The sequence below is a fragment of the Streptomyces sp. NPDC088350 genome (genome assembly GCF_044753545.1).
Classification (GTDB): Bacteria; Actinomycetota; Actinomycetes; order Streptomycetales; family Streptomycetaceae; genus Streptomyces.
Map to the genome: position 1 here is coordinate 352,571 of NZ_JBIVNL010000001.1, position 14,008 is coordinate 366,578.

The following is a 14,008-nucleotide window of genomic DNA, read 5'->3' on the forward strand; positions in this document are numbered from 1 at the left end:
CCCGCTGGTTCCCTGGACGAGGGCCGGTCCTTACGCTGAGCCTGTCAAGAGCATTGCGGGGAAACGTGAATCAGATGCAGGGCCTGCTCCTCGCGGGGCGCTATCGGCTGGCCGAGTCGATCGGCAGCGGCGGCATGGGCCGGGTGTGGCGTGCGCACGACGAGGTGCTGCACCGGGCCGTCGCCATCAAGGAGTTGACGGCCGCGCTCTATGTGTCCGAGAGCGACCAGCCGAGACTGCTGGCGCGCACCCGCGCCGAGGCGCGCGCCGCCGCGCGCATCAACCACTCCGCCGTCGTCACCGTGCACGACGTACTGGAGCACGACGGCCGCCCGTGGATCGTCATGGAGCTGGTCGAGGGCAACTCGCTGGCCGACGAGGTCAAGGAGCAGGGCCGGATCGAGCCGGCCGAGGCCGCGCGCATCGGCCTGTGGGTGCTGCGCGCCCTGCGCGCCGCGCACACCGCCGGCGTCCTGCACCGCGACGTCAAGCCCGGCAACGTACTGCTCGGGCAGGACGGGCGGGTGCTGCTCACCGACTTCGGCATTGCGCAGATCGAGGGCGACTCGACCATCACGCGCACGGGAGAGGTCGTGGGCTCCGTCGACTACCTCGCGCCCGAGCGCGTCCGCGGCGCCGACCCGGGACCGTCCTCCGACCTGTGGGCGCTGGGCGCCACGCTGTACACGGCGGTCGAGGGCCGCTCGCCGTTCCGCCGCACCTCGCCGCTGTCCACGATGCAGGCCGTCGTGGAGGAGGACGCGGGCGAACTGCGGTACGCCGGTGCGCTCGCGCCCGTCATCGCCGCGCTGCTGAACAAGGACCCCGCCGCACGGCCCAGCGCGGACCAGGCCGAGCAGATGCTCGCGGAGGCGGCGGAGGGGCGACGGCCCCGGTCGGCGGAGGAGTGGCTGCCCACGCAGCAAGTGGGCTCGCGCCAGGCGGGGTTCGCGCAGGACACGCCCGGTACGGGTGCGACGCCGTACCCGTCGGGGGCCGCTCCGACTCCGTATCCGTCGGGGGCCGCTCCGACTCCGTATCCGTCGGGGACCGGGCAGACGCCGTACCCGTCGGGGGCCGGGCAGACGCCCTATCCTCCGGTTGCCGGGCCCACGTCGTACCCGACGCCCGTCGTCGCCCTCGCCACCCCCGCGCCGGTTGCGCCGAAGCGCCGCAGGCTCCGTTCCATCGTCCTGGTGGTCGTCCTCGCCGCGCTCGTCGGCGGCGGTACGGCGCTGGGGCTGCAGAAGTGGAACCAGGACCGGGACCAGGGCGGCACCCCGTCCGCCTCCGTCTCGAAGAGTCCTGCGGCGACCAGCGCACAGCCGGCCTCGCCGCAAGGTTCGGATACCGCCAACTGGCAGGTCCACCAGGACCCTTGGGGCTTCGACATATCCCTCCCCAAGGGCTGGGAGCGGAAGGTCTACGGCGACTCCGGCGGTATCAAGCAGGTCGACTACTCGCCCGACAACGAGAAGCACTTCGTGCGCATCGCCATCGACACCTCACCGGACTTCCCCACCGCGTACGCCCACCAACTCGACCTGGAAGTGCAGCTCCAACGCCTGGTCGACTACCGCCGGGTGACGCTGGAGGAGAACACCTTCCGCGACCGCCCGGGCTCCCTGTGGGACTACACCTGGACCGCGCAGGCCAAGGACACGCCCTACCCGGGCCCCCGGCGCGCGATCGAGGAGACGTACATGTCCCGTGACGGCGTCGAGTACGCGATCTACATGTCCTCTCCCGCCGCCGACTGGGCGACGACGAGCAAGCAGTTCAAGTCGGTCCTGCAGAGCTGGAGTCCCCACTCGGGCTGAGGGCTTCCGGTTGCGTCATGATGGTGCGCATGGGGACCGAGGGGGACAACGTCCGGGTGATCGCCGGGCGTTACCGACTGGAGAAGCGGCTCGGGCGCGGTGGCATGGGCATCGTGTGGCGGGCGACCGACCAACTCCTGGGGCGGCAGGTCGCCGTCAAGGAGATCGCCCAGGACGACTCCCTCTCCGAGGAGGAGGCCCGCCGGCAGCGCGACCGTACGCTGCGCGAGGCACGGGCGGTCGCGCAGTTGCGGCACCCGCACATCATCGTCGTGCACGACGTGGTCGAGCAGGACGAACGGCCGTACATCGTCATGGAGTTGATCGACGGCGGCTCGCTCGCCGACCGGATCTCCGCGCGCGGCCCCGTCGACGCCGCCGAGGCCGCGCGGATCGGGGTCGCCCTGCTCGGCGCGCTGCGTACCGCGCACGAGGCGGGCGTCCTGCACCGGGACATCAAACCGGCCAACGTGCTGCTGGGTGCGGCCTCCGACCGGGCCGACTCCGACCGGGTCGTCCTGACCGACTTCGGTATCGCACAGGTCGTGGGCGCCACGACGCTCACCGGGAGCGGCGAGTTCGTCGGCTCGCCCGAGTACACCGCGCCGGAGCGGATGTCGGGCCTGCCGACCGGTCCCGCGTCCGACCTGTGGTCGCTGGGCGCGCTGCTGTGCACGATCCTCAGCGGTGAATCGCCGTTCCGGCGCGACTCGTTGGGCGGCATCCTGCACGCGGTCGTCTTCGACGAGATCCGCCCGCCCGACGAGACCCGGCCGCTGCTTCCCGTCGTACGAGGACTGCTCGAACGCGATCCGGAACGGCGGTTGGCGGCGGCGGAGGCGGAGCGGATGCTGCGGGCCTTTCTGGACACGGGGCGCACGCCGGCCTCGGCCTCGGCTCCGGCATCCACGTCGGCATCGGGGCGTACGCCGAGGGGACGCACGCTGAAGCTGACGTCCGGCCGTGCGGCCAAGCCGGTGCCCGGTTACACGCCGACTCAACAGGACGTTCCCCGGCGGCAGTTGGAGACGTCGTCACCCTCGACCCCGCTGCCGTCGCCGACGCCCTCCGCCACGGCGGAGCAGCCCCCTCGGCGTTCCACGCGCGGTGTGCTCGTGGCCGCGTTGCTGGTCGCGGCGATGGCGGGGGCGGGGGTGTCGGCGGCGGGGCTGTTGATGCGGGGGGACGGGGACGGTGGCAGTGCGGGGGGTGCCTCGCCGGTGAGTTCGGCGCCGTTGACGTCCACGAGTGCCAGTACGCGGCCCTCGCCGTCCCCTTCGCCTTCGGCCACGGTCGGCACGTCCAACACCCCCACCGCGCCCTCCGGTTACCGCACCGCCCGCGACCCCGACGGCTTCTCGCTCGCCGTACCGGAGGACTTCGTGCGGGTACCGCAGGGCGAGCGCATCTTCTACATGTCGCCGGGGGAGACCTTCCGCCTGGGCATCAAGATGTCCGATCCCGAAACGGGCGGCCCGCTCGCGGTGATGAAGAGCGCGGCGGCCAAGGGGGCGGACACGAACCCCGGTTACCACGACGGCAAGGTCACCGACACGACCCACTACGGACACCCCGCCGCGCTCTGGGAGTTCAGCTGGAACGGCTTCAGCACGGCGGAGGGGCCCCGGCACACGTACGACATGTGCTGGGAGGAGGGCGGCCGGATGTACGACGTATGGGTGTCGGCGCCGGTCGGGAAGGTGCGGGAGGCGAAGGAGTACTTCGATGTCGCGCTGGACACCTTCGCGCACACGTAAGCGGGAGATATGCCGCAAGCCCGGTCACGGGTCTGTGACCGGAAAGCGTTCCCTGTGGATACGGGGGCGGTCGCCGCGATATGCATGGACCCATGAGCGGCGACGGGGGACGGGGCGGCCAGCCCGCACGTCGGACAAGGGGCACTGGGGCACGTACACCGATCCGAGCGGCAGTATCTGGTTCTTCCTGAGCCTCGACAAGAAGTCCGAGGACACCAACGGCTGCATCGACCTCGACATCGACACCCTGTGAACCGCGCCGTGGACGCCGACCTCGCGGTCATGAGCGTGCGCGCGCTCGGCGACCGCGGTCTGCCGGGCGATGTGATCGACGTGTACGCCGCCTGCCGCCACTACTCCGTGATCGAGCTGGAGCGGTTGGCGCTCGCGGACGACCCGACGGACTTCGACCTCTTCGGGCTGCGGGACCGGCTGGAGGGCGTGGTGTGGGTGAGCGACGAGGAGTTCGCGGCCCACGGACTCGACGCGCGGGAGACCGCCGAACTGAGGCACTGGGCCCTGGAGTGGGAGTCGGACCTGGGCCTGCGGCTCGCGGAGGAGTACGACGAGCCGGATCTCCCTGACGCCTGGACCTAACGAAGCACTACTGGGTGCGGACGTCTCCGCGATACCTCCCCGGCGTCATCCCGAACTCCCGGCTGAACGCGTGCGACAGCGCGTAGGGGCTGCCGTAGCCCGCCTCCCGGGCGACCGTCGCCAGCGGGGCGTCCGTGTCCCGCAGTCGCGTCGCCGCCAACGTCAGCCGCCACCACGTCAGATACGCCATCGGCGCCCGCCCCACCAGCGCGGTGAACCGGCGGGCGAGCGTCGCCCGGGACACCCCGGCCGCCGCGGCCAGCCGGTCGTTGGTCCAGGGCGCGGCCGGGTCGGAGTGCAGGGCCCGTAGCGCGGCGGTCGTCACGGGGTCGTTCAGAACCGACGGCCAACTGCCCGTCTCCGCCTCGGACATCCACGCCCGCACCAGGTAGATCAGCAGCAGGTCGAGCAGGCTCGGGAGCGCCAGGCAGGCACCCGGCCGCCGTTCGTCCAACTCCTGGGCCAACAGGTCCACGGCCGACCGCAGTTCGGGGTGACGGCCGACCCGGTTCGGCAGATGGACCACGTCCGGCAGCTCCGCCATCAGCGGATGCGTCCGGCTCCGGTCCAGCCGGTACTTCCCGCACAGCAGCTCGACCTCCGGCCCGCCGTCCCCGGCCGGCCGGCGCATCTCCTCGAACGGCACCGCCCGCCCGGTGTCGCCGGGCGAGTCCGCCAGCACGTGTCCCGCTCCGTGCGGCAGCAGGACGACGTCCCCCGCGCCCAGCGTCACCGGCTCGCCGCCCTTGTCGGGCACCAGCCAGCAGCTGCCCGCCAGCACGACATGGAACCCCGCGCCCTCGTACGGCGCGAGCCGCGTGCACCAACTGCCGCTCACCCGGAGCCGGTTGGAGGAGGGCCGCCCGGTCCGTACGGCGGAGATCGCGTCGCTCACCACATCCATACGGTCACGGTACGCCAGAGGGGCAGAGGTGAGGTGTGCACGTATTCAGATGAGGCATTCACGCATTGAGACGCTCAACACGGACTCCCTACGCTCGTTTCCATGACCGAGGACAACACCCAGACCTTCCCGATCGGCGACGTCGAAGTCGTCCGCGTCGTCGAGTGGCACCGGCCCTTCGCCCCCACCCGCACCCTCGTCCCGGACCTGGCCCCCGAGGTGTGGCAGGACCACCGCGAACTGCTCGCCCCCGACCACTGGGACCCCGAGAGCGACCGCGCGGTCGTGGCACTCCAGACGTGGGTGCTGCGCAGCGCCGGGCGGACCGTGCTCGTCGACACCGGGGTCGGCAACGGGCGGGAGCGGCCCGGCAATCCGCTGTTCCACATGAGCCAGGGCGACCTCCCGGGCCGGCTGGCGCGGGCCGGCGTACGGCCCCAGGACGTCGACGTCGTCGTCAACACGCACATCCACGGCGACCACGTCGGCTGGAACACCCATGATGTGGAGGGGAGTTGGCAGCCGCTGTTCCCCAACGCGCGCTATCTCCTGCCCGCCGCGGACGACTTCCACTTCGGCCCCGAGAACCGCTACGGCGGCGCGGTGACACCCGATGACCGCCTGACCTACGAGGACAGCGTCGCGCCCGTGCACCGCGCCGGTCTGGCCACCCTGTGGGACGGCACGTTTCGGATCGACGAGCACCTGACGTTGGAGTCCGCGCCCGGTCACACCCCCGGCTCGTCCGTCCTCCGGGTCGCCTCCGGCGGTGAACGGGCCGTGTTCGTGGGGGACTTGCTGCACAGCCCCGTCCAGATCGCCCATCCCGAGTGCAGCAGCTGCTTCTGTCTCGATCCCCGGCAGGCCGCGGACAGCCGCCGGCGCGTGCTCGAACGGGCAGCAGATGAAGGGGAGTTGGTGATTCCGGCGCACTTCGGCGGCACCGGTGTCGCGCGGGTACGGCGGGCCGGCGACACACTGGTGCTCGGGAAGTAGGACGCGCGTCGACAAGGCCGTATCCGGCGCGGTACTGATGGGGCATGAGCGAAGTCGGCGAACAGGTGCGCGACGGACGGCTGGTCGGCGGTCGCTACCGGTTGCTCGAACGGATCGGTTCCGGCGGCATGGGCACCGTGTGGCGGGCGTTCGACGAACTCGTGGACCGCGAAGTCGCCGTCAAGCAACCGCGGTTGCCCGGCGACCCGGAGGACGAGGAGTTCCGGCGGGCCGCCCACCGGCTCTACCGCGAGGCCCGCGCCGCCGCTCGCGTCGACCACCCCTCCGCCGTCGCCATCCACGATGTCGTCATCGAGGACGAACTCCCGTGGATCGTCATGGAGTTGGTGCGCGGCGAGTCCCTGCACGAACTGCTCGGGCGCGGCCCCCTCGCCCCCGCCGCCTCCGCCCGCATCGGCCTCGCCGTCCTCGGCGCCCTGCGCGCCGCCCACGCCGTGGGGATCGTGCACCGGGACGTGAAACCCGCCAACGTCCTCCTCGGTACGCACGACCGCGTCGTCCTCACCGACTTCGGCATCGCGCACATCCAGGGCGAGGAATCCCTCACCGCCAGCGGGGAGTTCGTCGGCTCGCTCGAATTCATCGCCCCCGAGCGCATGTCGGGCACCGGCGCGGGCCCGGCCTCCGATCTGTGGTCCCTGGGCGTCCTCCTCTACGCGGCCGTAGAAGGAGCGTCCCCCTTCCGCCGTACGACCGTGGAGTCCACCCTCGGCGCGATCCTCGCCGGCGACCCGCCCGAACCGACCCGTGCGGGACCCCTCGGACCGCTGATCATGCGGCTGCTGGCGCGGGACCCGGAGGCGCGGCCGGCGGCGGAGGAGGTCGGCGCGGTACTGGAGGCGGTGGCCGAGGGGAAGGACGTACCGGAACCACCGATCACCGTCCAGGACGCGCCGCCCGACGAAGAGCCCGACGAAGAGCCAGACGAGGAGCCAGACGAGGAGCCCGACGAAGAGCCCGACGAAGAGCCTGGCGAGGAGCCCGACCGGCAGACCGAGGGCGCCGTACCGGAGCCCGAACCGGAACCGGATCCCAAGCCCCGCCTCCTACGCCTACGCCCCCGCCGCACCCTTCTCCTCACCCTCGGGGCACTCCTCCTGGCGGGTCTGGTCTTCGGTACCGTCGTCGACAGCCTCCTGGGACGGGACAGCACCAAGAGCCCCTCTTGGACCCCGCACCCGGAGAAGGAGATGTCCGCCGTCCTCTCCCTCCCGTCCCGGTCCCGGCGGCTCGACGCGCAGGCGGGATCCGGCAGACGTACCGTCACCTACGGCACCGGCACCCTCCGGGTCCGCCTCACCGAGTGGGACGCAGCCGCCGGCTCGCCGCTCACCGAAGCGCACTCCCTGGGTCAGGGCACGTCCCACCCGCGGTACATCCGCACCAGTTTCCGGGGAAACAAGGACGCCGTCCTCGCGGACACCGTCTACGACCAGTCCGGCATCCCGACCCGCGTCATGGCCCTGATCATCCGTACCGCGGACCACCGTATGTACGAGCTGCGCGTGGACATGCCCAAGGGCACCCCGGATGAGAAGAAGGGCACCGCGCTCTTCAAGGGCGCCCGCGACCGGCTCGCCCTCACGGAAAAGTGATCCGGTGGTGATTCGGCCGTGATCATTCACGTACAACGCCCTGATCAGCACGTTCGACGCCAGTGATCACTGGCGCTATGTGGGTACGCGGTGAATCCCGATTACCGACGGGTACCCAAACCTCCCGTCGCGGCATACCCTGCCGCACATGACGGACTCGCAGGCCCCGGAAAAGACCGGTACGGAAACGACGACCGGCACGAACCCCCTCGCGTCGGCTCCCACAGGCGCCCGTACCGCCGCCGATGTGGTCACCCCGGAGCTGGTCGCCCAGCTCACGAGGGGTGTGGTCGGCTCCGGCCGGACCGCCAACCACACGCCGTTCACCGGTGAGAAGCTCGCCGACCTGCCCGAGTCCACCCCCGAGGACGTGGCGAAGGCCTTCGACGCGGCCCGCGCCGCGCAGGCCCTGTGGGAACAGACTCCGGTACGCCGGCGCGCGGCCGTCCTGCTCCGCTTCCACGACCTCGTGCTCGCCCGGCAGGCCGAGGTCCTCGACCTGATCCAGCTGGAGACCGGCAAGGCGCGGCTGCACGCGCACGAGGAGGTGCAGGCCGTCGCCGTCGCGGCCCGCCACTACGGCCGCAAGGCCCCCGCCTACCTCCGCCCCAAGCGGCACACCGGCGCCGTCCCGACCCTGACCAAGGTCACCGAACTCCGCCACCCCCGCGGGGTGGTCGGCCAGATCGCCCCTTGGAACTACCCCCTCGAACTCTCCGTCGGCGACGCCCTCCCGGCCTTCGTCGCGGGCAACGCGGTGGTGATGAAGCCGGACACGGAGACCTGCCTGACCGCCCTCTGGGCCCGCGACCTCCTCATCGAGGCCGGTCTGCCCGCCGACGTCTTCCAGGTCGTCCTCGGCGAGGGCCCGGTCGTCGGCCCCGAGGTCGTCAAGCACGCCGACTACGTCTCCTTCACCGGCTCCACCCGCACCGGCCGCGAGGTCGCACAGGGCGCGGCGGCCCGGCTGGTCGGCGTCTCCCTCGAACTCGGCGGCAAGAACGCCATGTTGGTCCTGGCGGACGCCGACATCGAGAAGGCGGCGGCGGGCGCCGTCCGCGCCTGCTTCTCCTCCGCCGGCCAACTCTGCATCTCCATCGAGCGGTTGTACGTACACGAGTCGATCGCCGACGCCTTCCTGGACCGCTTCGCCGCCCGCACCAAGGCCATGCGCCTCGGCACGTCCCTCGCGTACGGCGCCGACATGGGATCGCTGGTGGGGGAGCGGCAGTTGGAGACGGTGACCCGGCACGTGGAGGAGGCCGTGGCGAAGGGCGCGAAGGTCGTCGCGGGCGGCGTCGCCCGCCCGGACATCGGCCCGTACTTCTTCGAGCCGACCATCCTCGACGGCGTCGAGGCCCCCATGTCGGTCTGCGGCGAGGAGACCTTCGGCCCGGTCGTCTCCATCTACCGCTTCAAGACCGAGGACGAGGCGGTGGAGCAGGCCAACTCCACGCCGTACGGCCTGAATTCCTCGGTCTGGACGAAGGACGGCCGCCGCGGCCGTGCGGTCGCCGCCCGCCTCCGCACCGGCACGGTCAACGTCAACGAGGGCTACGCCCCCGCCTACGGCAGCGTCCAGTCCCCCATGGGCGGCATGAAGGACTCCGGCCTCGGCCGCCGCCACGGCTCCGAGGGCATCCTCAAGTACACCGAGGCTCAAACGGTCGCCCAGCAAAGGTTGTTGCCGATGGCTCCCTCGCTGGGCATGGACGACGAGGCGTACGCGAAGTTCATGAGCACGAGTCTCCGGGTGATGAAGGCATTCAGGCTGCGGTAGTTACCCCAGGGGCGCGGGGAACTGCGCGCTCAGCCACACACAACCCGCACGGACACTCAAAGAGGAGCCAACGTGCCCCAGGACACCTACGACTACGACGTCATAGTCGTCGGTTCCGGCTTCGGTGGTTCAGTAACCGCCCTCCGCCTGACCGAAAAGGGCTACAGCGTCGGCGTGTTGGAAGCCGGCCGCCGCTTCACCCCGTCGACCCTCCCGAAAAACTCCTGGGACCTCAAGAACTACCTGTGGGCCCCCAAGCTCAACCTGTTCGGCATCCAACGCATCCACCTCCTCGGCAACGTCATGGTCCTCGCCGGCGCAGGCGTCGGCGGCGGCTCCCTGAACTACGCCAACACCCTGTACGTCCCGCCGAAGCCGTTCTTCGAGGACCCCCAGTGGCGCGACATCACCGACTGGGAGGAGGAGTTGGGCCCGTACTACGACCAGGCCCGCCGCATGCTCGGCGTACGGCTCAACCCGACGATGACCCCGTCCGACGTCCATCTGAAGGCCGCGGCCCAGCGGATGGGCGTCGGCGACACCTTCCACATGGCCCCGGTCGGCGTCTTCTTCGGTGACGGCGAGGACGCCGAGGGCACCACGAAGGCCAGGCCGGGCGAGCAGGTGGCGGACCCGTACTTCGGCGGGGCGGGCCCGGACCGCACGGCGTGCACCGAGTGCGGCGAGTGCATGACGGGCTGCCGGCACGGTGCCAAGAACACCCTCAACGAGAACTACCTCTACCTCGCCGAGAAGGCGGGCGCCGAGGTCCACCCGATGACGACGGTCGTGTCGGTCACCGACGACTCGCAGGGCGGCTACGCGATAGCCACCCTGCCCACCGACGCGCGCCGCACGTCGGAGGGGAGGACCTTCAAGGCCCGCCGGGTCGTCCTCGCCGCCGGCACCTACGGCACCCAGACCCTCCTGCACCGCATGAAGGCGGGCGGCCAACTGCCTTACCTCTCCGAGAAGTTGGGCGAACTGACCCGCACCAACTCGGAGGCGCTGGTCGGCGCCCAGACCAACAACCGCCGTTACCGCAAGGCGACGGGCGAGCGGCAGGTCGACTTCACGCGCGGAGTCGCCATCACGTCCTCGATCCACCCCGACGGGAACACCCACATCGAACCGGTCCGCTACGGCAAGGGCTCCAACTCGATGGGCGGCCTCTCCATACTCCAAGTCCCCTACGCGGAGGGCTCGTCGAGGGCACTGGCCTGGCTGGCGAACGCCGCCCGCCACCCCCTCCTCGTCCTGCGCTCCCTCTCCAACCGCCGCTGGTCCGAGCGGACCATCATCGGCCTGGTGATGCAGTCGCTGGACAACTCCCTGACGACGTACCTGAAACCGGACGGCGTGGGGAAGGGACTGCTGACGGCCCGTCAGGGGCACGGCGCCCCCAACCCCAAGCAGATCAGGGCCGCTTCGGAGGGCGCGGCGGCCATCGCCGCCGAGATCAACGGCTTCGCCGGCTCGAACGTCGGCGAACTGATGGGCACCCCGCTCACCGCCCACTTCCTCGGCGGCTGCCCCATCGGCGCCTCCCGCGAGACCGGCGTGATCGACCCGTACCACCGCCTCTACGGCCACGCCGGCATCTCGGTCGTCGACGGCTCGGCGGTCTCCGCGAACCTCGGCGTCAACCCGTCCCTCACCATCACGGCGCAGGCCGAGCGCGCGATGTCGTACTGGCCCAACAAGGGCGAGCCGGACCCGCGTCCGGAGCAGGGGCTGGCGTACGCACGCCTGAAGCCGGTGGAGCCGCGGCAACCCGCGGTCCCCGAGAGCGCGTTCGGCGCGCTGAGGCTGCCGTTCCTGGGGATGCCGACGGTGCCGCCGAAGCCGTAGCGAAGCATTGTCCGTAGCAAGGCATTCAGCACGAACAGAAGGACCTGCGCCCCCCTCCGAGCGCAGGTCCTTCTTCGTCGAGCCGAGCTACGTGTCAGGCGCGCTCTCCGGTGTTCAGGCGCTCTCTCCGGTCTTGCGGCGGCGCACCATGACCACCGCGGCGGCGCCCGCGACGACCGCGGCACCGCCCACGAGGCCGATCACCGGGAGCGCGGAACTGGAGCCGGTCGCGGCGAGGTTGCCGGTCGGCAGGTCGGAGACCTCGCCCTGCGGCCTCTTCACCGAGGTGTCCTTGCCGCCGTCGCCCGGCGTGGCGGTGCCCGGGGCGGGGTTCGCGGAGCCGGCCTTCAGGACCTCGAAGTCGTACTCGGCCCAGCCCTCGGCGATGCAGTCCTGGCCCTTGATGTTGTCGAGGTAGGCGCCGGAGCCGAAGGAGTAGGCGTCGCCGGCCGGGGCCTTCGCGCTGATGCTGACGCGCAGGTCGACGGTCTCGCTCTTCCCGGACTTCAGGGCGTCGACGTAGAAGAAGTAGTCACCGGCCCACTCGTCGTCGCCGATGCGGTCCCAGGAGCCGGACTCGGGGTTCTTGAACTCCAGGTCCACGTACGGGCTCAGGAACTTCGACTCGTCGACCTCGTAGTTCTCGACCTCGGCGTAGAAGGCGACGCCGTCGACCGTGGTCTTCGAGTCGTTGGTGACGGTCAGCTCGAAGGTGTGGAAGCCGTCGCCCGCGACGATCTTGCCCGGCAGGCCCTTGATGTCCGCGGACACCTTGGCGTCGGAGAAGTCCTCGTCCAGGTCCTCGCAGAACGGCACGTCCGGGTCCGTCGGCTCCTCGCTCGGCTCGGCCGAGGTGGAGGGCGTGGCCGACGTGGACGCGCTGGCGCTCGCCGAGGGCGAGGCCGAGTCGCTCGGCAGCGTGCTGCCGGACGGCGAGGCGGAGTCGGACGGCGTCGCCGAGGTCGTGTCCGACGGCGACGCGGACGGCGACTCGCTCACGCTCTCGGTCGGCGTCGCCGACGGCGAGGACGACTCGTCCGCGAAGGCGGCCGGCGCCGACAGCAGGGCGAGCGGAGCGATGGCGGCGGTCGCGGCGGCCGCGGCGATGGCACGGCGAAGCTTCATGAAGTCCTCGGGGAGTCCGGTGTGCTGCGCAGGCGCGGCACGCTGGGCGGAGGGCTCCGCGTGTGGGGCGCGGGTGTGGCCCTTGGTTGTGCAGGTGAGACCCGGGAAGCCTGTGAACGGTTGTGCTCACTCTCACCAAACTCTTATGTGGGCTGTGTCACACCCAGGTTCTTCTTGTGAACACGCTTTCGAACGCCTACAACTACCAGGTGTCTGACAAACCGTCCGAGGAACCGTCCTCGACCCCGGAGATCCCCGACGACGTCTGGGACAAGTTCGCCCGTGACACGGAGCGCGACATCCGGGCCTCCGCCCAGAAGGAACCGTCCGCGCGCGCCCGCCAGGTGACCGAGCGGCTGAAGAAGGGCGAGCAGCCCGAGGGCTGGCGCACCGGTCCGGCCTGGCAGGAGATGAACGGGCGGGCCCGGCGCAGGCGTCGGCTGTGGGCCGTTCTCGGTGTCCCGCTCGCCATAGCCGTCGCCGTGGTCGCGATGAGACCGTCGCTGCTGCCCGGCGACCCCTTCGCCAAGGCCGGTCATGCCGCCGCCTCGGTGTCCCCGCTCCCCCCGGAGACCGCCGCCCCGACCGCGGCGCCCTCCGCCGTGGACCCCCAAACCCCCACCCTGGACCGGCCGTTCGCCGGTTCGCCCGCGCTGAACTGGGCGGACGGCGCGGCCGGCATCGTCCTGCCGAAGGCGAAAGCCGTGGGATCGATATCGAGGGACCGGGTCGAACTGGCCCTCCAGGAGACGAAGATCCTGCTCGTCGCCGCCAACCTCGACCCGAAGACGATCGGTGGCGCCCGCCCGTCCGCCGCCCTCGCGGTACTCGACCCGAAACAGCCCAAGCTGCTCGACGACCTGAACGCGTCCCTCGCCGCCCCGAGCAGGACGCAGGACCCCACGATGCTCTTCAGCCGCTTCGCCCCCAAGGACGTACGGCTGGTCGGCAAGGTCGTGAAGACGCGAGGACGCATCACCTTCGCGAAGGACGCGCGCGGGGACGTCACCGTGCACACCGACTACACCTTCGTCTACCCGCTGGTCCGCACCGACGGCTCCACCGAGGTCGCCCGCACCATCGTCCGCCGGGTGATCGACGTCCGGATCCTCGACCCGGCCCGCTACCAGGTCACCCCCGGTCTGCTGAGCCTCAGCTCCTACAACGCGGAGTTCGGCAACTCGGCCTGCGACGTCTACGACGGCTATCTGCACCCGGAGTTCCACTCCGACGCCGCGTCCCCCACGGGCCCATCGCCCTCGGGCCCGACGACGGACCCGTACGACCGGAGCAAGAGCATCGGCCAGGGCGACAACGCGACCTGCGGGACGGTGAGCCGGACCTGAGGTCTGCGGCTTGGACCTGAGGTCTGCGGCTTGGACTTGAGGTGAACGGAAGCGAAGGGCCCCGCGGGACGGAGCCGCGGGGCCCTTCTCCGTCAGCACCGACGTCAGGGCAGCGCCGGTGCCTGGGAAGCGGCGCCGGGGGGTTGCGCCGCTGGTCTCAAGTTGTCTGGAGTGCTCCGGGTCAGTGCTCCGGGTCAGTGTCCTGGGTCGGCGCCC

The 14,008-nt window shown here is 71.1% G+C and carries 11 protein-coding genes; 9 read left to right on the forward strand and 2 right to left on the reverse strand.

From position 1 onward, the window contains the following. Positions 1-74: 74 nt before the first annotated feature. From ACIQBL_RS01640 to ACIQBL_RS01655, 4 genes are read left to right on the forward strand one after another with little or no spacing between them, the layout of a single operon-like run. Positions 75-1,820 (forward strand): protein kinase, encoded by a 1,746-nt coding sequence (locus tag ACIQBL_RS01640; RefSeq protein ID WP_401936986.1) that lies wholly within the window; start codon positions 75-77, stop codon positions 1,818-1,820. Between the two features lie 29 nt (positions 1,821-1,849). Further along, positions 1,850-3,577 (forward strand): serine/threonine-protein kinase, encoded by a 1,728-nt coding sequence (locus tag ACIQBL_RS01645; protein WP_401935622.1) that lies wholly within the window; start codon positions 1,850-1,852, stop codon positions 3,575-3,577. A gap of 34 nt (positions 3,578-3,611) precedes the next feature. Beyond that, the gene (locus ACIQBL_RS01650) at positions 3,612-3,830 is read left to right on the forward strand and encodes a hypothetical protein (RefSeq protein ID WP_401935624.1); all 219 of its coding nucleotides are present in this window, start codon (positions 3,612-3,614) and stop codon (positions 3,828-3,830) included. Beyond that, on the forward strand, positions 3,827-4,174 hold the full coding sequence (locus ACIQBL_RS01655; protein WP_401935625.1) for a hypothetical protein: 348 nt from the start codon (positions 3,827-3,829) through the stop codon (positions 4,172-4,174). The genes ACIQBL_RS01650 and ACIQBL_RS01655 overlap by 4 nt, the downstream gene beginning before the upstream one ends. A 7-nt stretch (positions 4,175-4,181) precedes the next feature. Here the strand turns inward: ACIQBL_RS01655 and ACIQBL_RS01660 are convergent, their stop codons facing one another. After that, the gene (locus ACIQBL_RS01660) at positions 4,182-5,078 is read right to left on the reverse strand and encodes an AraC family transcriptional regulator (RefSeq protein ID WP_401935627.1); all 897 of its coding nucleotides are present in this window, start codon (positions 5,076-5,078) and stop codon (positions 4,182-4,184) included. A gap of 102 nt (positions 5,079-5,180) precedes the next feature. On the opposite strand from ACIQBL_RS01660, the gene ACIQBL_RS01665 reads away from it, so the two are divergent. From ACIQBL_RS01665 to ACIQBL_RS01680, 4 genes are all read left to right on the forward strand, one after another. Next, a complete protein-coding gene (locus ACIQBL_RS01665) occupies positions 5,181-6,074 on the forward strand; it encodes an MBL fold metallo-hydrolase (protein ID WP_401935629.1) in 894 nt (297 codons plus the stop codon). 44 nt (positions 6,075-6,118) lie between these two features. Further along, positions 6,119-7,690: a serine/threonine-protein kinase gene (locus tag ACIQBL_RS01670; protein WP_401935631.1), complete on the forward strand. Its 1,572-nt coding sequence runs from the start codon at positions 6,119-6,121 to the stop codon at positions 7,688-7,690. A 148-nt stretch (positions 7,691-7,838) separates the two neighbouring features. After that, positions 7,839-9,470, forward strand: a complete 1,632-nt coding sequence (locus tag ACIQBL_RS01675) for a succinic semialdehyde dehydrogenase (protein WP_401935633.1) — start codon at positions 7,839-7,841, stop codon at positions 9,468-9,470. Between the two features lie 72 nt (positions 9,471-9,542). Beyond that, the gene (locus ACIQBL_RS01680; RefSeq protein ID WP_401935635.1) at positions 9,543-11,321 is read left to right on the forward strand and encodes a GMC oxidoreductase; all 1,779 of its coding nucleotides are present in this window, start codon (positions 9,543-9,545) and stop codon (positions 11,319-11,321) included. 114 nt (positions 11,322-11,435) lie between these two features. Here the strand turns inward: ACIQBL_RS01680 and ACIQBL_RS01685 are convergent, their stop codons facing one another. Next, positions 11,436-12,446, reverse strand: coding sequence for a cell wall protein (locus ACIQBL_RS01685; protein ID WP_401935637.1), 1,011 nt, complete (start codon positions 12,444-12,446; stop codon positions 11,436-11,438). A gap of 176 nt (positions 12,447-12,622) precedes the next feature. On the opposite strand from ACIQBL_RS01685, the gene ACIQBL_RS01690 reads away from it, so the two are divergent. Then, a complete protein-coding gene (locus ACIQBL_RS01690; RefSeq protein WP_401935639.1) occupies positions 12,623-13,792 on the forward strand; it encodes a hypothetical protein in 1,170 nt (389 codons plus the stop codon). The last annotated feature ends 216 nt before the right edge of the window (positions 13,793-14,008 follow it).